Source organism: Pontibacter populi (assembly GCF_040278685.1).
In the GTDB taxonomy this organism is placed as follows: Bacteria; Bacteroidota; Bacteroidia; order Cytophagales; family Hymenobacteraceae; genus Pontibacter; species Pontibacter populi.
This window is the reverse complement of record NZ_JBEOKT010000015.1, coordinates 67389-87471: the sequence shown is the minus strand read 5'-3', so window position 1 is coordinate 87471 and position 20083 is coordinate 67389. Positions and strand designations below refer to the sequence as shown.

The window sequence follows — 20083 nt, the reverse complement described above, 5'->3', positions numbered from 1 at the left end:
AGCCTCACCATTTATGGTGTGGCTTTTTTATAGTTTATGACCGAGGTCTTAATTGTAACAATTACTTCTGCGCGATCTGTTTTGCTTTATAAGCTGCCACCCCTGCATCCAGGAACTTCACGAAGTTATTTACATTCAGGTCGTAGGCTATAGGCTTAACCAGCACGTTTTCGTTTTCATCCATCAGCACATAGTAGGGCTGGGCGTTTACATTGAATTTCGTGATCTGGTAATCGGCGTACTTTTTACCTAAGGTCTTCTTCTCCTTGCCGTCGTACTTGCTGGTATACCATTCGTGTTCCGGTAATTCCGACTTATCATCTACATACAAAGCAGCAATCACATAGTCTTCGCGCAGGCGTTTAAGCACAGCAGGGTCCGACCACACATTAGCTTCCATCTCGCGGCAGTTTACGCAGCCGTGGCCGGTAAAGTCTATAAAGATTGGCTTACCTTGTTCTGCAGCGCATTTCTTTGCTTGTTCCAGGTCAAAGTAGCCCTGCAGCCCGTGTGGCAGATGCAGGAAGTCGCCGTATTTTGGAGTTTCGCATAGTTGGTTTGAGGCTAAGCCTACTGTGTTATTACTGCCATTGCCCTGACGTGCAATCGCATTCAGGTCAAAGTCCTGGGTAGTTTGTGGTGGTAAGTAACCCGATAATGCTTTGAGCGGTGCACCGAACATACCCGGAATCAAGTAGATCACAAAGCCAAACGTAACTATAGCGAAGAACAGACGTGGCACACTAATGTACTTCAGTTCGGAGTCGTGAGAGAATTTGAGTTTACCTAGCAGGTAAAAGCCCATCAATGTAAAGATTACGATCCAAAGTGCCAGGTAAACTTCGCGGTCCAGGATGCCCCAATGATATACCTGGTCGGCAATACTCAGGAACTTAAGTGCAAGAGCCAGCTCTATGAAGCCCAAAACTACTTTAACAGAGTTTAACCACCCACCTGATTTAGGCAAACCGCTCAGCCACGATGGGAAGATAGCGAACAAGGTAAATGGCAAGGCAAAAGCTAAAGAGAAGGCAAACATCCCCATAATAGGGCGTATCATTTCGCCGCCTGCCGATGCTACCAGTATGCTGCCAACTATAGGCCCGGTGCACGAGAACGAAACCAGCGCCAGCGTGAAGGCCATAAAGAACACTCCAATCCAACCACCACGATCTGCCTGCGCATCAACTTTAGTTAACCACGAGCTTGGCAACGTGATCTCGAACATCCCGAAAAAGGACATTGCAAAGACTACAAATACCAGAAAGAAAAGTACATTCGGTATCCAGTGCGTACTGATAAAGTTAGCGCCATCAGCACCAAACAAGCGGGCAACTATAGTTCCGATGATTGTATAAATGGCAATGATGGAAAGACCGTAGACCAAAGCTTTGAAAATTGCCTGTCCACGGCTGCTACTGCTCCCTGTAAAGAAGCTTACCGTCATGGGCACCATCGGAAATACACATGGTGTTAGTAACGCTACTAATCCCGAGCCAAAGGCAACCAGCATAAATGTCCACAAATCATCTTCATCAGTTGCCGGGTCGGTCAGGGTTGTATTTGCTGTAGTTGCCTGTACAGTTGCTGCATTTTCAGGGGCAGTTACGGTATCTATAGTTGCAGCACTGTTTGCAAACGCAGGCTTTGTAACAGTATCTATAGTTTCAGAAGGCTGTGCTATAGTTTGCGGTGCATCAGCAGCAGGTTGCGCATCTTTAGTTATAGTTGGTGTAGCAGCTGGTGTTGTAGTTGTAGTTGCTGCTGCTTTGCCAGTTACCTGTATCTGTTTGTTAGTAAAGGTAAATTCATCATCGAACGGAATGCAGCGGCCATCGATGTCTGTACAAACCTGGTATTCGTAAGTGCCTTTTACCAGTAGCTCTGGTTTCAATACTTTAATTTTCTGGCGGAACTGTCCTGTTCCAACAAAGTAGGTGTATTCGCCACCCCACAGGTCGTCGTATTTCTTTTTGGGTTTAACCGGTACAAGTTTACCAACCAGCTCGTAAGACGGATGCTTCTCGAATTTAAACTCGGTTACCATTGGTCCCAGGTCCGGGTCAAAGTCAGAAGAGTACAGGTACCAGTCTTTATCTATACGGGCATTAAAGATCAGTTCTACTTCTTCGCCTACAGCTACCTGCTTCTTCGAAACGTCGTAGCTCCATGTAGCAGGTTTTAAAACTTGCGCAACGGCACTAAAGGCAAACAGCCAGAGCATCGCTACTGCAAAAAGGGTTTTAACAGATTTATTAGTAAGCATAAGTGCTTTTTAGTTTTGTAAACGCTGTCAGCGTTTTGCTCAAATATAACTGCGTAACGGGTGCTATGTTAGCAACTATAATACAAAAGTAAAAAATATATTACTGCCTTGTGCAATCCGTTATTTATAGTGAGATGTAAAGCAGCCTTAACTATATATACTGCAACTCTAAAACGACTAAAACCCACCTTCTCTGATGCACAGCTATCGCGGTAATAAACTATAGTTCTTGTTGCTCTAAATACGCTTTGCAAAGCTCACAAAATTGCATGTATCAAAGCCTTAGCATTGTTTATAGTTCGTAAATAAAAACCCATTAAAATTAACCTAATGCAAATTTTTATAAAATAATTAAAAAATTATATATAATAATATAACTTTTATCAAATATAATCAGTATATTATACAAGTAATTCAAACTACAAAAACATCATTTATACTATAACTTTTACCCTTAATTTTTGCACATATACCAATTCAGCAGCATCGTTCACTTGGAACTTAGCTGTAGTGCATAAACCGAAGGAATTTTAAATTAATTTTGAATGTAGAGTAAATAAGAAATAATATAACTCAACTAACAAAGCGCAATGAACCAAAGTCTACAGCATACAGAAGAGCAACTACTGAAGACAGAATGCGGACGAGTTTTTGACTACATCTTTAAAGCTATGAAACTTGTAAGAGACGAGAAGCATAACTTTCATGTAGTTTATAAAACCATGTCGGATGAGTATATTTATTCCTTTTGTAATCCCTTCCTCGATACGCTGGCTCCAAACACATACAAACTGATCTCAGAAGATGAGGCCAAGAAGATATTTCTTCCGCGCTTAACTTCTGCTAATGCCCACGAGTTGTTTACAACCGCCAAGGCATCTTATGTGCTGCATGCATAGTTTGCTGCCAGAGTATCCATAATATAAAGGTGCCTCCTACAGGCACCTTTATGTTTTTTAGGCCTTATCTACTTATCGCTCAGCGCTTTTATGGCCGACAATATTTTCTAAACTATATACATTTGTAGGTTAACATCGTATTTTAGTTAATTTTACAGCTGTAGTAGCTTTAGCTTCCTGATATAAACTATGATATTTAATATTTTCCTGACCATATTCCTGGTATTTCTAAACGGCTTTTTTGTGGCCGCTGAATTTGCTATCGTAAAGGTCCGGTCTTCTCAGATTGAACTGCGCGCCCAGGCCGGCAACAGAATGGCTAAAATGGCGCAGCACATGATCTCGCATCTTGATGCTTACCTGTCGGCTACACAGCTGGGTATTACACTGGCTTCGCTTGGCTTGGGTTGGATAGGTGAAAGCGTTGTTTCTGAAATCATTATAAACATTATGTCGGCTTTTGGTTTTGAGCCAAGCCCGGAGGTTGCCCATAGCATAGCGCTACCAATTGCCTTTGCTTTGATCACGGTGCTGCACATTGTTTTCGGTGAGCTGGCTCCAAAGTCGCTGGCTATACAACGCCCTGAGTCTACAACGCTGGCTATTGCGCTGCCACTTCGTTTCTTTTATATCGTGTTTATTCCGTTTATCTGGTTACTGAACGGCTTCTCCAACTTTATACTCCGCTCTATTGGCATCCGGGCGCTGCATGGCTCCGAAGTACACTCTGCCGAAGAACTACGCCTGCTGTTTGAGCAAAGTGCCGAAGGCGGTGCCATACATGATTCGCAGCACGAACTGATAGAAAATGTGTTCCAGTTTAACGAGCGCATGGTAAAACAGATTCTGGTGCCCCGTACTAAAATGATCGCTATCGACATCAACATTTCGGAGCACGACCTGATGGAGATCATCTTTAACGAAGGCTACTCACGCCTCCCGGTTTACGATGGCAGCATCGATAATATAGTTGGTGTACTGTACGTGAAAGACCTGCTGAGCATTATCCGACTGGGTGAGCCTGTGGTACTGGAGAAACTGATCAGACCTGCCTACTTTGTTCCGGAAACCAAGAAGATCAACCGCCTGCTGAAACAGTTCCAGCGACGCCACATGCACATAGCTATAGTTACCGATGAGTTTGGTGGCGTGTCGGGTATTGTTACCATGGAAGACATTATTGAAGAACTGGTTGGCGAGATACAGGATGAGTACGATGAGGAAGTGCCGTTGGTAGAGTTGGTCAGCGATTACGAATATAAAGTAAGTGCCTCGGCCCCAATTTCTGATGCCAACGATTATTTGCCTTACCCATTACCCGAAGGCGAAGACTACGAAACGGTTGGCGGATTGGTAAGTGTGTTGTACGGCCAGATCCCGGAAGACATCAGCGACACCATAGACTTTAACGAGTATGAAATTAGTGTGCTGGAAAAGTCAGAAAGAAGCCTGATATCGGTGCTATTCAGAATAAAAGAAGATATGCGTGAAGGCAGCATACAGCGCGAAATGCCGGAGCATTAAGCCTAAACTATAGAATAACAGACGCCTGCGTTGCTAACTATAAACTGGCAGCGCAGGCGTTTTTATTTTTACTCTTTACCAGTAAACCAGCCGCTGTACATTACATAGTTGTTGGCTACCTTATCCAGACCTTCAATCTGTTCCTGGCTCAGCTGCTTTACTTTTCTAGCTGGAATGCCTGCATATATCCAACCAGATTCACACACGGTATTTTCCAGAACTATAGCGCCGGCGGCAACTATACAATTCTTCTGTACCAGGGCATTATCCATCACGATCGAGCCCATACCTATCAGCACGTTATCTTCTACAGTACAGCCGTGCACTATCGCGTTGTGGCCAACAGACACATTACTGCCAATCGTTGTAGCGGCTTTCTGGTAGGTGCAATGTATCACTGCGCCGTCCTGTATGTTTGTCTTGTCCCCGATCCGGATCGCGTTCACATCGCCCCGGATCACGGCATTGAACCATACCGAGCATGCGCGGCCCATTACCACATCGCCAACTATAGTTGCATTTTCTGCTACAAAGGTTTCTTCACCTATCTGTGGCATCACGCCTTTAACCGGAAGTATAACTGGCATATATTTAATTGTTGATTGTTGATCTGGTAAAGTTAAAGACTAATCCTGCTAATCCTAAAATCCTGTAAATCCTGATTCAGACAAACAACCGTTTCCAGGTGCCTTTGCTATAATTGTATTTGAGGGTGCTGGGCAGGGCTTTCCAGAAGTACTTGTTGATGTTAACGGCGAAGCTGGGTTGCATGTAACAGTTTATAGTGCAGCCTTCGCAGGCGGGCAATTTACCTTCCAGTTGCTTTAGTTTTTCTACTTCGGGGCTATAGTATAGTTGCTGCAGGTTTCCGTTTATCGGGTAACTTTTAGTGCCCAGGTGGTAGCAGGGCAGCACCAGTTCGTTTTCCGGGGATATAACGATAGTGGTGGTTGCTGCTTTACAAACAGGGTTATTAATATGGTTACCGCCATCTTTTCGGAGCTGTATAAAACCTTCATTCAGGTACACGCCATTCCGCTTACCAAACTGTGTCAGGTAGTCCAACTCTATTTCTGTTAGTCGTTCGCCTGTCTCTACGGTGTTGTACTCAAAAGCCGGGTTCAGGATGAGCACAAGTTTGTTGGGCTGGGTTATAGTTTGGTAAACCTCTTCCAGTTCGTGCAGGTTATGCCGGAACACTGTAAAAAGTATATCCGGCCGCTCACCCAGTTCTTTTGCCACCGTTATAGACTCCATCACAAAATCGTAACAAGCTACTCCCCTGCCGGTGTCGTGGGTTTCCTTGTGAGCAGAATCGAGTGAAAAATGCAGCATATCTACTTTCCCTTTCAACCGGCTGGCCAGTTTAGGGTAAAGCATGGCATTGGTAGTGAGGGTAGTAATAAAGCCCATGTTATGCGCCAGAGCCAACATTTCGTCTATCTGCCGGTGCAGCAGCGGTTCGCCGCCGGTAAAGTCTATCACCTGCACACCCAGTTTTTTAAGGTCGCGCAGGTTTTGCTGCACATCATCTAACGTTATGTAAGGCGATGGTTTTTCCCAGATATCACAGAACGAGCACTTTGCGTTACAACGGTAGGTAACGTAATAATTGCAAAGTACAGGTTTGGTTCTCAGGCGCATCAGTTGGGGAATTATGAATTCAAAATTATGAATTATGAATTAGTATAGATTACGAATGATCAGATGAATTAACTAAACTATAGAATTTCTACATTTATACTTCATAACTCACTAACTCTTAAACTCTAAAGTTTATGAACAGGCAAAACATCTCATCCGGTGCCGTATGGGAAGACGTGATCGGTTACAGCCGTGCTGTGCAGGTAGGCAATATTATTGAAGTGGCCGGAACAACTGCTACCGATGGCGACCAGGTTATTGGCAAAGGCAATGCATACGAACAGACCAGGTTCATACTCCGGAAAATAGAAAAAGCGCTGCACCAGGCCGGCGCAACAATGGAAGATATAGTACGAACCCGCATGTTTGTAACCGACATAAGCCAGTGGGAGGAAATTGGCAGGGCTCATGGCGAAGTATTCCGAACAATAAAACCAGCCTCAACTATGGTGCAGGTAAGTGCCCTCATCAACCCCGATCTTTTAATTGAGATCGAGGCCACCGCCATACTCGATGCAGATCACCCACACCAAGATGGTTTCTCGCTTAGGTAAATTCAGTTAATGAACTATAGTTCTATAGCTCAAGTCTGTCGCGCGGACAGGTCGCGACCTGTCCCTACGGAAATACGACCACGATAAATATCGAAGCTTACTGGTTCTAATTATAGAGAGGCGGCTGCTATGAGAAAGTTCACAGTCTTTAGGTTGAGCGCCTTGTGAATATCTGGTGGCGAAGCCATTGCGAGGAACGAGCAAAAGAGATTCGCACAGCGCGATGCCCAAAGACGGGGCCTCCCGGCCTTGAGGGCACCAAAGGTTATTTGAAACTATAGGCAAGTAAAGCTCCCAGGATTAGAGGTGATTTGAACCGATGGCTTGGTTTAGGAAAGCATTAATATCAACTATAGAACTCAGGTTTCTCCTTGTGTTCGAAATGACAAAGAAGGTAGTTACAAAACAAAAACGCCGAACAGCTATTGGCTATCCGGCGTTCTTTATAGTTCAGTTTATAGTTTACTTCGGCATATATAACTCTGCTCCAGGCCCAATTGGCAACTCCAGCAAAATCCAGATGATGAACAGTATGACCCAGCCGATCAGGAAGGTGATAGAGTAAGGCAACATAGTTGAAATTACTGTACCGATACCTGCTTTTTTATCATAACGCTGAATAAATGCTACGATCAGGGCAAAATACGACATCATAGGCGATATAATATTGGTAACACTATCGCCGATGCGGTAAGCTACCTGCGTAAATTCCGGCGTATAGCCCAGCAGCATAAACATCGGGATGAAAACCGGGGCCATAATAGCCCATTTTGCAGACGCCGAGCCCATAACCATGTTAATGGTGGCTGCCACCAATATAAACATGATCATCAGCGGAATTCCACTCAGGCCCATTGTTTTGAGCACTTCGGCACCATTAATGGCCAGTATAAGCCCCAGGTTTGTCCAGTTAAAGTAAGCCACGAACTGCGCTGCAAAAAACACCAGTACAATATAAGAGCCCAGCGTCTCCATCGATTTGGCCATGCCACGCATTACATCACTGTCATTTTTTATAGTTTTGGCACCTACACCGTACGCAATACCAGCTACACCAGCCAGTATAAAGATAAAGGCAACTATACCCGACATGAATGGCGAGTGCAGTATCTCGTCTGTCTCTGGATCGCGCAGGTAACCGCCTTCCGGAATCAAGCCACCCAATATGAAGGCAACCATCAGCAGCACTGCTATACCAGCGTACAGTATACCCCGTTTTTCCTGCGCATTCAGGCGGTCAATACTTTCAGGTTTCTCATCGCCTGTATATTCTCCTAATCTCGGTATTACTACTTTTTCAGTAACCCAGGTACCTAAACCAGCGATCAGGAACGTAGACACGAACATGAAATAATAGTTGGCAGCGGGGTTAACAGCATAGTTAGGATCAATGATTTTGGCAGCTTCAGTAGATAGACCAGCCAGCAACGGATCTATAGTACCAAGCAGTAAGTTAGCACTATAGCCACCCGACACACCGGCAAATGCAGCAGCCAGACCAGCCAATGGATGGCGCCCTGCCGCCAGGAAAATTACCGCAGCCAAGGGCACCAGCAATACATACCCAACTTCAGAAGCCGTGTTAGAAAGTACCCCTGCAAATACGATCACAAATGTTAGCAAACGTTTCGGCGAAGCCAGTACCACTAATCGCAGTACCGCACCTATCAGACCGGTACCTTCGGCAATACCAATACCAAGCAACGACACCAGTACCGTGCCCAGGGGCGCAAAACCTGTAAAATTGGTTACCATACGCGTCAGGATCATGTGCAGTCCTTCAGTAGAGAGCAGGTTAAAAGGTGTTACTGTTTCGCCGGTGCCGGGGTGCGTAACCGCCATATCAAACTGGCTGGCAACCCACGACAGGATGATAACCAGCAAGGCAAAACCGGCAAATAGTGTGGCAGGGTGTGGCAGGGCATTTCCGATACGCTCAATAACAGACAAAAACCTGTCGATACCGGACTTTTTCTTCTGAAGTTCAGTCATAAATTAGGGTGCTTTACCTTTGGCTTAAGCAGGAAAAAGTAAGGTGCTTAAACAGTTAGAATTTAGTTTGATGCTTGAAATTGCTTAAAAACTGCGATACCTGCAAACTTTACAAGAAATCCCTAACTTGGCAGCCGCTTAAACTTTTCACTTTTATGATACCAGCACTTCAACCCGGCGACCGCATCGCCATTATTTCTACAGCCCGAAAAATAACCACTCCCGAACTAGAGCCTGCCATCAGGTCCTTCGAAAGCTGGGGCCTGGACGTGGTGCTTGGTCAGACGATAGATGCCAGTTATAACCAGTTTGCCGGCGATGATGCCTTACGTTTGCAGGACTTCCAGAAGATGCTGGACGATGAAACTATAAAAGCTATAGTTTGTGCCCGCGGCGGCTACGGCACCACCCGTATCATGGACCAGGTAGATTTCTCGAAGTTTAAAAAGCAGCCCAAATGGGTGATCGGGTTCAGCGACGTCACCACTATCCACAGCCATATCCATAACCTGGGTATCGAAACGATTCACGCCATTATGCCGGTGCTGTTCGGACGAGAAGGAACTATAGAGTCAGTGGAGACCTTGCGAAAAGTATTGTTTGGCGAGAACATAAACTATAGCTCGGCACCACATGCGTTTAACCGCACCGGCACCGCTAAAGGCCAATTAGTTGGCGGAAACCTATCGATGCTGCACACGCTTACCGGCACTAAATCAGACATCAATACCGAAGGCAAGATTCTGTTCCTCGAAGACCTGGACGAATACCTGTACCACATCGACCGCATGATGGTGCACCTCAACCGTAGCGGCAAGCTCAGCAATCTGGCCGGCCTTATAGTTGGCGACATGAGCGACATGAGAGACAACGCCATCCCATTCGGCAAAACGGCTTACGAGATCATAATGGAACATACCGGCAAGTATAATTACCCCGTTTGCTACAACTTCCCGGTTGGCCACGAGCCGCTGAACCTGGCGTTGTTGTGCGGTAGAAAAGCGGTGCTTGAGATTAGTGAGTCGGGTGTAGAATTGAGGTATATTTAGAAAAGCTGAGCGCTATAACAAATCATATACCAGTAATCTTAAGCGTATCTTTAGTTAAAGTACTTGTCTATCTTTAAGTAAGAATTAGGCTACTATATATTTTATCTCTAAAATAGATTATTCCAATATTCAATCATATTCCCCATCAAATTTATACCATCTGCTTTCAAATTCCACTCCACCACTATTATCTAATTAAAAACAAGTTAAATACAATACCAAACTCGTATAAACTATATAAGTAGCTAAGGTCTGATTTCTAAGACTGTATAGTTTAACAGCAGAAACTATAATCAGCGTTGCTAAGCGTTTCTGCCTAACATCTTCCCTCTATAACTATACCATTATTGCCAGCACTACCTTACAGGGTAAAAGCATTTTTTCGGGTATTTAAACTTCTAATTCTGAAAGGTATGATTGAGTTTACAAATTCCAGCTGATGTACTGAACAAAGATTATTCTTAAAAGCATACCGCTTTACTATTCATAACTAATTAAGCTTTTACCATTAGCTGATGAGCTGCAAAATCATTAGCCTGCCCTCGCTTTGCCTTTACAAATCAAATACCACAATACTTAAATCCAAATAATCTTAACATTAAACAATTACTATTATGAAAGCAAGAATTTTAAGTTTCGCCATCGCGCTGATCGCGCTGTTTAGCTTTGAAGATGTATATGCGCAGCATCCTCATTTTAACAAGCAGAATCCTCCATCTGTTTCTGTAGAAATTGTGTGTAACGGAGAGAAAAGTTCTTATTATGAGATCACAGTTTCCGGAACAGTATATGGCCTTGGAGCTGCTTCAGGCCAATCAGCACACGTGGAATATACCTATAATGCCAATTTCAACTGTTACAACCGAGGTAAGGATGCTGGCCCAGTACCTGGACAGTCAGGCAACGTTAGTGGCGAAACTGATGAAAAACCTTTAGATGTAAGAAATGGCCAAGCCTATTTTAGTGCTACTTTCACTATTGCGGGCACTTGTAAAGGCAATGCTTTATCATCTGCAGTAACTGCCTTGGCACTAACTAAGCTGGACCTTGTTGTAAATGGCGACCAGGTAGCAACACCAAGTTTAATCACTTTCTGGGATAGAGTTGTACCAACCACTTGTCCATGATATTTCCATTCAGCCGGAGCTTAGTCTCCGGCTACTTCCTTTATAACATGGTTATATATCTCCTACATCTAAATTCTAAATCAAGAATAAGTATAGGGGATTAGATCTATTCATCTTCTCCCTTTAACATGCCTGTTCCGCGAAAAATAAATAAAAATGGAAGGCGATCATTAGCGATAGCTTTTCTTTGCTATTTCATAGTTTCAATTGCCCACGCGCAGACTTCTCCAGTCAAAATCAAAGGTACAGTTGTAGACTCCACTGATCAGGCAGCACTTTCCTATGTAACTATAGTTGTGCAGGAAAAACGAACAAACCAGGTTATAAAGCACACGCTCACTTCGGATAAGGGCACTTTTGAGATAACAGGTCTTGCATATAAAGAGTACCAGTTAATACTTTCTTATGTAGGCTACAAAACCAAAACTATAGACCTGCCCGCTTTTACCTCATCAACTATAAACCTTGGGGTGATACAACTTACCTCTACAGTTACCCTCCTCGATGAAGTGCAAGTTATTATACAGAAGCCTCTCGTAGAGCATGATGCGGACAAAATCACTTACAATGTGGAACTTGATCCGGAGAGTGCAACTCTAAACGCACTGGATTTGCTTCGTAAAGTCCCCCTGCTTACAGTAGATGCTGACGACAACCTGCAACTTAATGGCAATAATTCTTACCAGGTATTGGTCAATGGCAAAAGATCATCTTTGTTTACCGGTAACCTTCGCGATGTGCTGAAAGGATTACCGGCCAGTGCTATTAAAAAAGTAGAGGTTGTTACTAATCCGCCTGCCAGGTATGAGGCCGCAGGAGTGGGCGGAATTATTAACATTGTAACACACCGCAAAAGTATAAGTGGCTATAATGGTGCTGTAAACTTAGGAGTAAACACCCCAAAAGGTTATAGTGCAGGTAGTCATATCACGGCCAGTGCCGGTAAATTAAATTTCTCTGCCCGCGCCAGTACTGGCACCAACACCAGCCCCGGAACCAGGAGCTTTTTTTTCAGGGAAGACCTTACCCGCCAGAACAAGCTGGAACAAACAGGAGAAAGCAATACTAAAAACAGGTCTCAGAGTGGAGGCACCGAACTAAGCTATGACCTGGGCCCACACGACAACATCACGGCATCTTATAGTTTGAGCAGCATAACAGGTAACAATAAGTATAAACAACTGGTCGAGCAACTAAATACAGCCGGCAAACAGACTGAGGCCTACCGCAACCTGAACTCAAGTAAAAATGAAGGAAGTGGCTATGATCTGAGTTTAAGCTACCAACATACATCCAGGAAAAATGAGCAGCAGCTACTCTCCCTATTATTTAACCTGGCAAACAACCAAAACAACAGTACAACAGACTTTACGCTACAACCCATTTATAACTATACAGGCCGCGAAAGCAAAACAGCTTACAACGATAGATCAAGAGAGTATGCGCTGCAGGCTGACTATATACAACCACTTGGGAAGCAGACATTGGAGTTTGGTGTAAAATCTGTACTAGAAGAGAACAGCAGCGACTATTTTTATAAGACCCGCAACCCCGAAACTGGTGAATTTATACTTAATGCAGACCAGAGCAATGATTTTGATTACAACCAGGATGTGCATGCCGCCTATATTTCTCTGAACCTGAAAAAAGGTAAATGGGGCCTGAGGAGCGGTGTAAGGGCAGAGCAGACAATATTAGACGCCAGGTTCAGATCATCTGGTACTGAAGTAGATCAGAATTACCTTAGCCTGTTCCCTAATATTATGCTGTCTTTTATGCTGAAAGGCTATAGCTCCATTAAGTTTTCCTACACCCAGCGCATAGACAGGCCCGGACTCTATTACCTCGACCCTTACGTGGACCTGACCGACCCTTTAAACATCAGTTATGGCAACCCCGATCTGCACCCTGCTACCAATCATACTATGCAGGCAGGGTTTGATACGTTCTTTAAAGGCACATCTATCAATGCCAATGTGTTCCATAGTTTCACCAACAACTCTATAGAACAGCTTACCACCTTAGGCACCGACTCCGTTGCGCGCACCACCTTCGATAACGCAGGCCAGAACCGGAACTATGGCCTTACCCTGAGCGCTAATACAACTTTGTTTAAAAAGCTTAATCTTAACCTGAATACCGGCACTAATTACATCACATTTACCAGCCAGCTGGAAGGAAAGCCACAAACCAATAACGGCTTTACTTATTATGGGCACGGAAACGTAAGTTTCAGGTTTAACAAGAGCTGGCGTGCTGGAGGTAATGTAGGGTATAATTCTCCTAACATTTTATTGCAGGGCAAAACCGGTGGCAATACCTGGAGCAGCCTCTCTGTAAATAAAGACTTCCTGAAAGATAACAAAGCAAGTATGAGCCTCGCCGTCAGGAGCCCATTCCGAAAAACCCGCCGTACCTCAACAGAAATCACAAATGCTACCTTTTACCAGCGCCGCGAGTCCTACACCGAAATGCGCCAGTTCAGCCTGTCTTTTAATTATCGCTTCGGGAAGCTGAAATAACGGTTCATACCTTAGCTACCTGCGTTTACTTTGCGGTTTGGAACGAGCTGCTAAACCTGGCGTTGGTTTGTGGTAATTAGTTTGGCGATAAACTGGAGTATGTTTTATAGTTGTAATGAGTTATATTGTAACAGGAAAGGGTATACAAACCCTAATAGCCTAAGAGTTACGTTTAAAGCATGAACAAATTCTTTAGTTACCTCTCTCCTGATTACAAAGTAGAAAAGATTGATCTACGTAGTACAAATCTTGTTGATTGGTTCAGAGAGAAACCATGGAAGCAGGTTTCAATAGTATCTGGTACTGTGGGAGAAGCAGCAAATCCTGAGATAACTATACCTGTTACAAACTGGCACTCCCTAACTATAACGGTCCACGATAACCACTATTCATTAAGATTGGCATCAGAACTGCTTTTCGGCATATCTTTTAAGAGTATAGCTGCTACTACTTCATCTGCAACAGATTTAGATAAAATTTTGCAATCTGCTCAGGCTGGTGATAAAGAGAGTTTGATCTCACTGTTACGTCCTCTTGCTATTGATTCAAGTTTGTCAGTTAAAATCAATACAGTAACAGCAATAGCTCTTTTTCTGATGTCTTTAGTTGTCTCATTTGAGTCATATCAGGGTAGCCAGACTTATAAACCCATATCTTCAGTTCAGGAGCTACAGTTGCTGGATGTTAGCCTGCTGCATGTTAACTACCAAAAGGGAAACCGGAACAGGGGCAGTATATTTCATTTATCTACTTTAGAGTATCCTTCTACATTTTACCCCTCATCAGGCTTTCCGTTAGAGTTGCATAACCCTGAATCTGAAGTGGCAACTATAGTTAATTCGGATTGGTCAACCCAGGCGCAGGTTCATATCCCAAAATCCTATCAGGATAGCTTGGGCAACGCAAAGTCACTCATTCCTATTTATTCTTTAAAATTAAACTCAAAGGAATATATCTCTCCTGAATTCGCTGTCAAGGTCGATGTGGCCTTTAAAGATGAGCTCTTACCTTTTAATGCATGGTTCTCGGCATGTGTAGGGCTATTTGCAGCTTTAATGATAAGGCATCGGGCAGCTGGTAACTTTTTCGGAAGTTTATAACAAATCCTTAATCAAAAACATGCCCAACTATAGATCATTCGAAACAGAGCGACTGCTGCTAAAACCAAGTACCGAAGAAGATGCTGCTTTTGTACTGGAACTGCTGAACACGCCTAAATGGCTGCAGTATATTGGCGACCGGAAAGTGCATACCCTGGAAGCTGCAAAAGAATATATCCAAAACCGCATGCTAACCCAGTATGCAAAGTTAGGCTACGGCAACTATACCGTTACCCGGAAAGCTGATGGTGCAAAACTGGGCAACTGTGGCCTCTACGACCGCGAAGGATTGGATGGGATAGACATTGGGTTTGCGTTTTTGCCTGAACACGAAGGTAAAGGGTATGCCCTGGAGGCTGCCACAGAAGTAAAGCGCGCCGCCATAGAAGTTTTTGGCCTGACACGTATTGGCGCCATCACCGTAAAAGAAAATACCGCTTCGCAGAAGCTACTGGAAAAACTAGGCCTGAGATACCTGAAAACGGTGCAGCTACCCAACAGCGACGAGGAGCTACTATACTATGAACTTATAGTTAAACCAGCTTAAGTTATAGTTCAGAATTATGATATGCCATTTTATGTAACCTTCTAAGCTATGCCATGCTAAAATATTTCCTGTTATGGTTCCCGATGATTGTGCTTGCAGTGTTGAATGGTACTGCAAGAGATCTTTGGTTTAAGAACTATACAGGAGAGCTGGCTGCCCGGCAAATTTCAACTATAACACTTATCTTACTTTTTGCGGTTTATATCTGGTTTGTAATTAAAAAGTACCCGCCCGCCACTTCGGAGCAGGCAATTACAATAGGAGTTCTGTGGCTGGTTTTAACCCTCGTTTTCGAGTTTGGGATGGGCTATATGTCTGGTAAAACGTGGGCGCAGATGCTCGAAGACTATAACATTTTGAAAGGGCGCATCTGGGCACTTATCCCGATCTGGGTTGCCATTGCCCCTTATCTGTTCTTCAGAATTCTAAAACAGTAACTATAGTTTGCCTTAAGCCGCTTTATCAATTCCTTTTACCCGCACATCCTGGTAATAATTACAGGTGTTGTGCAGCACGCATTCCTCGCATTTAGGGCTGAAAAACGTACAAACCCGCTGGCCGTGGCGCAGCATATGCACATGGAAGTTAAACAGCTCAACTGGCTCTTCGGGCAGCATGTGCAGCAACAGGTCATGGGCTTTGTTTGCAGTAACTTTGGCGCCTATCAACCCTACACGCTGACTTATCCGGAATACGTGCGTATCGACGGGCATTACCGGTTTGTAAAAGTTAAAAAGCAAAAGTAACGTTGCTGTCTTTGGGCCAACGCCGGGCAGTTTGGTCAGCCAGTCCATCGCTTCCTCTACGGGCAGGTCCTCCAGGAAATCGATGTTAAATTCGCCGCGCTCTTCTTTTATTAGTCGCAAGGTTTGCTGTATCTGTGGCACCTTCTGGCCGGGGTAGCGGGTGGTTTGAATGGCATCGGCCAGTTCGTCAAAGTCGGCGTTCATCACGCCCTCCCAATCCACGAAACGCTCCAGCATGGTATAAAAAGCCTTTTCTTCGTCTTTGTGGTTGGTGCGGTGCGATAGCATGGTAGAGATAAGCTCGTGCATGTGGTCGCGGCGCTTCTCCAGTTTCAGGCGTTTGTATGCCTTGTTAAGCAGCTCGTGCGTGAGCAGTGTTTTCTCCTGCGGCAGTAGTTCGTGTGCATCCATAAGCAAAATCGTTTTGCACAATTTCTTACGCGCTCACAGCTAATCAGTTAATCCCGAACCAGTTACTTTGCTTCAAAACATTTGCTAACGGCCTGTAACTATAGTTTACACCCACACTCCTCTTAAACTTTTAATACAACTATTTGCAGATTTGTACGCTATATGTGATAGGATTTTTGGCAGTGTGGCTTCACGAACAGACTTTGTATGCAGACAAAATTTTTAGGGACCGGCGGCGCATTTGATGTAGATTACCTGAACTCGGCAGCCTTGCTCAGGTTCAGGGAGAAAAATATCCTGATTGATTGCGGCTTTACCGTTTTCCCGGCGCTGGTTCACAAAAACCTGATAACCAAGGTGGGCCATATTATGCTGACACACCTGCACAACGACCACATTGGTAGCCTGCCAACCTTGCTGCTCTACAAAAGCATCATCGAAAAAGCCCCAAGACCAGTTATCCTTTACCCTTCCGAACCCTTTAAGCAGCAACTCTTTTCCATATTGGAGCCACAGGTAAAAGACCCCGATAAATACGCTGAGTTTGTACCCCTGGAGCAGTTTACAGGCATTAACGCCATCGACACGTTTGGCCAGCACTCTGAAGGCATGCAAACCTATGCGTTTGTGTTTGATGAAGGCGGGAACCGCATTGCTTACTCCGGAGACCTGGGTAAACCCGAAACACTTTTCGACAGGCTGGATAAGATGAACCCGCTGCGCACCTGTGTGTTTCATGAGATAACCTTTAACGCCGAAAACACCGGCCACACCTTCTACAAAAAACTGCTGCCTTACCTTACCAATTACGAAGTCTTCGGTTACCACTGCGACCCAACCCAAAACCCACTGGATAACCCGGTACGACTGGTTTTTTACGAACCTGATTTTATGGCTTAGACTATAGTTGGCTTATAGTTTCATTGCCCTCGCTCGCGTCCCGCGAGTGTGTGTTACATGTGGCGTCCCGACACGTTAATTAAATCTATGGTTACACAGCAAGGTAAACATTGAGGACACTATAAACTATAGTTTAAAGCGGCCAGAGTCCGCAGGTAACACACACTCGCCAGAGGCGAGCGAGGGCATCAACTATAGTTTACTTCAGCTCCGAAGCTTTTATCTCTTTCTGCCAGATCTCGGCACCTTTAGCGTTATAGATGGTTACTTTAAAAGCACGGTCTGTTGCCGGACCCGATACGCTAACCAACCCGAAGTTATGCTCGCGAACCAGCGTGCCCGGCACGCGCAACGTATTTGGTTCATCTTTCGGGTTAGACACACCGGCTGTAAGTGGAGATATGGTGAAGTCGTAAAGCGGGTAAGTGCCTTCGCGATCCAGTTTGGTAAGTTCAGTAAAGTGGCGGTCGCCATCCATAAAAATCACACCCTTAATTTTGGCTTTCGCAATGGCATCTAACAACTTCTGGCGCTCCTGCGGGTGGTTGCTATAGTTCTCCTTTTCTTCGGCCGGGTTCAGTACCTGCCCGCCCACACAAATAACCTTAAACGTAGCCGAGCTGCTGTGCAAGGCATCTATCAGCCAGTTAAGCTGCGCTTCGCCTAAGTAAGCTTTGTCGGTTGTTCTGGAGTTCGGGCTTTTAAACCAGCGGTCATCCATCAGGAAAAACTGCACATCGTTCCAATGGAAGGTCCCGGTTATTCCTGCATCTTCAAAAATATAGTTCGGGTTCGCCCAGAAAGTTTTAAAAGCATCCAGGGTCAGGTCTTTTTCCCAGAAGCTGCGGTCGGAGTTATTCGGGCCGTAATCGTGGTCATCCCAGATGGCATAGTTGTGCGTTGAACCCAATAGTGGCTGCAGTTCAGGAACTGAGCGCGTATGCGTGTAACGGTATTGTATCCCTGTTTTAGTATTCCAGTCCGGTTCGCGCAGGTACGTGTTATCGCCGATCCAAAGCATAAAGTCCGGCTTCTTCTGGGTTATCGATGTCAAGATCTCGAAATTGGTGTTACCATATGGTTTGCCCGGGCGGTCGTAAGGCGTGTCGTTCACGTAAAAGCAGCTGCCCACGGCAAACGTAAAATCAGGAGCATCTTTGCGGTGCTGCCATAGTTCCTGCGTCTTAAACTCTAAAGGGTAGTTGCGTTTTACTTTTTTGTTGTTGATGTACAGTTCGTAACTATAGCTTTTGCCCGGCTCTACTTTATCAGCAATTAAGTGCGTAGCGTGTGCCTCTTCAGCTATAGTCTTTATTTCCGAAGTAGCGAAAACTTTATCAGGGTTATCTTTTGCCCAGTACTTTATCTTCACTTTTGCCGGTTCTTTGGTCTGCACCCATAGTTTTACTTCCCGCATTTCGGAGTAACCCACCATCGGGCCAGCCTGCAAATATTTTTCCTGGGCTACAGCGGTAAGGCTCCAGCACATAAGGTACAGCACTGCCAGTAATCGTAATTTCATAATTCTGATATTTAAAGCAACTATAGTTTGCCTGTAAGTTAACTCCCAAAGATACACGCCCTGCATCAAAATTGTAAAAACACAGGTATTAGTTTTAAGCACAAAGCAGAACCTGCTCCTAACACATGACCGTAACCACCAGGCAAACTATAGTTCGTAAACCTTTTCTGAGGCAACCGCTGCACATGGCGTACATCAGTATGTTCCTGGTTTTCTGGCTTTATTCTGCGCTTTCCACACCCGACCTTACAAACTGGCTAACCGAGAACATCCTCACCTTATCGCTGCTGATATTCCTGGTTGCTTTCTACAACATCTTCCGGTTTTCCGATACCAGCTACACGTTGATCTTCCTGTTCCTGCTGTTACATGTATTCGGCAGCCAGTACCAGTACTCCGAGAATCCCTTCGGCGAATGGCTGCAGCACCAGTTAAACCACTCCCGCAACCACTACGACCGCCTGGTACACCTCGGCTTCGGCTTGCTTCTTTCCTACCCCATCCACGAAGTGCTTTTACGCGGTTTCAACCTGAATCTGATCTTGAGTTACCTGTTACCGATAGAGCTGGTCCTGTCGTTAGGAGCTGTTTATGAGTTAGCTGAATGGGCAGTAGCCGACCTCCTTTACAATGGCACCGAACAAGGCATGGATTTCCTGGGGATGCAAGGTGACATCTGGGATGCCCAGAAAGACATCGGTTTAGGCTTTTTGGGAAGTGTAATTACTATCAGTGTCACGTTTCTTGTTCGTAAGGTTAGAGGGTAGATTTCTCTATCGTCACCCCGAGCGTCAGCCGAGTGATCTTAATTGTTCTATAGTTGAAGCTGCTTACAACCCGTAACAAGACGCAAAGTATTGCGTCTCTACAATCCGATCCTGTAGGGACAGGTCGCGACCTGTCCGCTCGAGAGGCTGTGGCTATGAAACTATAAATCCAACTATAGCAATAGCAGAAGTATCCCCTTGAGGACAAGTGAGAACGGGAGTTCGAAACTTGCGAGCATAGCTCAATAGGGGTGTTAAATCCCCAACTATAAAACTATAAATCTAACTATGGTAACAGCCAGCAAAGCTCCCCGCCTTAGACAAGGAGGGGTTGGGGGTGGTTTGATCACGGTAACTATAAAACTATAGCCAGAGCTACTACTAGCCTTGTCCCTCCCGGGCCAGTTGAGTCGGGAGACTCAACACGATAATTAGTCACGAGTCTGATACTCGCGCCAGCAGAAGATGGTAACTATAAACTATAGCTTGATCCTGACAACCCTGATCCAAATA

17 protein-coding genes are annotated in these 20083 nt (G+C 44.8%); 11 read left to right on the top strand and 6 right to left on the bottom strand.

Features of this window, described 5'->3' with window-relative positions; genetic code table 11:
* Positions 1 to 61: 61 nt before the first annotated feature.
* On the bottom strand, positions 62 to 2266 hold the full coding sequence (locus tag ABS362_RS15140; protein WP_350413374.1) for a protein-disulfide reductase DsbD family protein: 2205 nt from the start codon (positions 2264 to 2266) through the stop codon (positions 62 to 64).
* Between the two features lie 671 nt (positions 2267 to 2937).
* On the opposite strand from ABS362_RS15140, the gene ABS362_RS15135 reads away from it, so the two are divergent.
* The gene (locus tag ABS362_RS15135) at positions 2938 to 3165 is read left to right on the top strand and encodes a hypothetical protein (protein WP_350413372.1); all 228 of its coding nucleotides are present in this window, start codon (positions 2938 to 2940) and stop codon (positions 3163 to 3165) included.
* 189 nt (positions 3166 to 3354) lie between these two features.
* Entirely contained in the window at positions 3355 to 4689 is a 1335-nt protein-coding gene (locus ABS362_RS15130; RefSeq protein ID WP_350413370.1) for a hemolysin family protein, read from the top strand.
* A gap of 68 nt (positions 4690 to 4757) precedes the next feature.
* On the opposite strand, the gene ABS362_RS15125 is transcribed toward ABS362_RS15130, so the two are convergent.
* Together ABS362_RS15125 and ABS362_RS15120 are read right to left on the bottom strand one after the other, a co-directional pair.
* Positions 4758 to 5276: a gamma carbonic anhydrase family protein gene (locus ABS362_RS15125; protein WP_350413368.1), complete on the bottom strand. Its 519-nt coding sequence runs from the start codon at positions 5274 to 5276 to the stop codon at positions 4758 to 4760.
* A 76-nt stretch (positions 5277 to 5352) separates the two neighbouring features.
* Positions 5353 to 6333, bottom strand: a complete 981-nt coding sequence (locus ABS362_RS15120; RefSeq protein ID WP_350413367.1) for a radical SAM protein — start codon at positions 6331 to 6333, stop codon at positions 5353 to 5355.
* Positions 6334 to 6467: 134 nt separating this feature from the next.
* On the opposite strand from ABS362_RS15120, the gene ABS362_RS15115 reads away from it, so the two are divergent.
* Positions 6468 to 6887, top strand: coding sequence for a RidA family protein (locus tag ABS362_RS15115; RefSeq protein ID WP_350413365.1), 420 nt, complete (start codon positions 6468 to 6470; stop codon positions 6885 to 6887).
* Positions 6888 to 7349: 462 nt separating this feature from the next.
* Here ABS362_RS15115 and ABS362_RS15110 read toward each other — a convergent pair whose 3' ends face one another.
* Complete coding sequence (locus ABS362_RS15110) at positions 7350 to 8879, bottom strand: AbgT family transporter (protein ID WP_350413363.1); 1530 nt, start codon at positions 8877 to 8879, stop codon at positions 7350 to 7352.
* A 155-nt stretch (positions 8880 to 9034) separates the two neighbouring features.
* On the opposite strand from ABS362_RS15110, the gene ABS362_RS15105 reads away from it, so the two are divergent.
* The 6 genes from ABS362_RS15105 to ABS362_RS15080 all read left to right on the top strand — a co-directional run bounded on the left by ABS362_RS15105 (position 9035) and on the right by ABS362_RS15080 (position 15661).
* The gene (locus ABS362_RS15105) at positions 9035 to 9928 is read left to right on the top strand and encodes a S66 peptidase family protein (RefSeq protein WP_350413361.1); all 894 of its coding nucleotides are present in this window, start codon (positions 9035 to 9037) and stop codon (positions 9926 to 9928) included.
* 614 nt (positions 9929 to 10542) lie between these two features.
* Positions 10543 to 11055: a hypothetical protein gene (locus tag ABS362_RS15100; RefSeq protein ID WP_350413359.1), complete on the top strand. Its 513-nt coding sequence runs from the start codon at positions 10543 to 10545 to the stop codon at positions 11053 to 11055.
* Between the two features lie 128 nt (positions 11056 to 11183).
* On the top strand, positions 11184 to 13577 hold the full coding sequence (locus ABS362_RS15095) for a TonB-dependent receptor (RefSeq protein WP_350413358.1): 2394 nt from the start codon (positions 11184 to 11186) through the stop codon (positions 13575 to 13577).
* A 179-nt stretch (positions 13578 to 13756) separates the two neighbouring features.
* Positions 13757 to 14677 (top strand): hypothetical protein, encoded by a 921-nt coding sequence (locus ABS362_RS15090; RefSeq protein ID WP_350413356.1) that lies wholly within the window; start codon positions 13757 to 13759, stop codon positions 14675 to 14677.
* Positions 14678 to 14696: 19 nt separating this feature from the next.
* Positions 14697 to 15224 (top strand): GNAT family N-acetyltransferase, encoded by a 528-nt coding sequence (locus ABS362_RS15085; RefSeq protein ID WP_350413354.1) that lies wholly within the window; start codon positions 14697 to 14699, stop codon positions 15222 to 15224.
* 53 nt (positions 15225 to 15277) lie between these two features.
* Entirely contained in the window at positions 15278 to 15661 is a 384-nt protein-coding gene (locus tag ABS362_RS15080) for a hypothetical protein (RefSeq protein ID WP_350413352.1), read from the top strand.
* 12 nt (positions 15662 to 15673) lie between these two features.
* Here the strand turns inward: ABS362_RS15080 and ABS362_RS15075 are convergent, their stop codons facing one another.
* Positions 15674 to 16381, bottom strand: a complete 708-nt coding sequence (locus ABS362_RS15075; RefSeq protein ID WP_350413351.1) for an endonuclease III domain-containing protein — start codon at positions 16379 to 16381, stop codon at positions 15674 to 15676.
* Positions 16382 to 16588: 207 nt separating this feature from the next.
* Here ABS362_RS15075 and ABS362_RS15070 point away from each other — a divergent pair, with 207 nt between their 5' ends.
* Positions 16589 to 17281 (top strand): MBL fold metallo-hydrolase, encoded by a 693-nt coding sequence (locus ABS362_RS15070; protein ID WP_350413350.1) that lies wholly within the window; start codon positions 16589 to 16591, stop codon positions 17279 to 17281.
* A 199-nt stretch (positions 17282 to 17480) separates the two neighbouring features.
* Here the strand turns inward: ABS362_RS15070 and ABS362_RS15065 are convergent, their stop codons facing one another.
* Complete coding sequence (locus ABS362_RS15065; protein ID WP_350413348.1) at positions 17481 to 18803, bottom strand: alkaline phosphatase D family protein; 1323 nt, start codon at positions 18801 to 18803, stop codon at positions 17481 to 17483.
* A 125-nt stretch (positions 18804 to 18928) separates the two neighbouring features.
* On the opposite strand from ABS362_RS15065, the gene ABS362_RS15060 reads away from it, so the two are divergent.
* Positions 18929 to 19570, top strand: a complete 642-nt coding sequence (locus tag ABS362_RS15060; RefSeq protein WP_350413346.1) for a DUF2238 domain-containing protein — start codon at positions 18929 to 18931, stop codon at positions 19568 to 19570.
* Positions 19571 to 20083 lie beyond the last annotated feature (513 nt).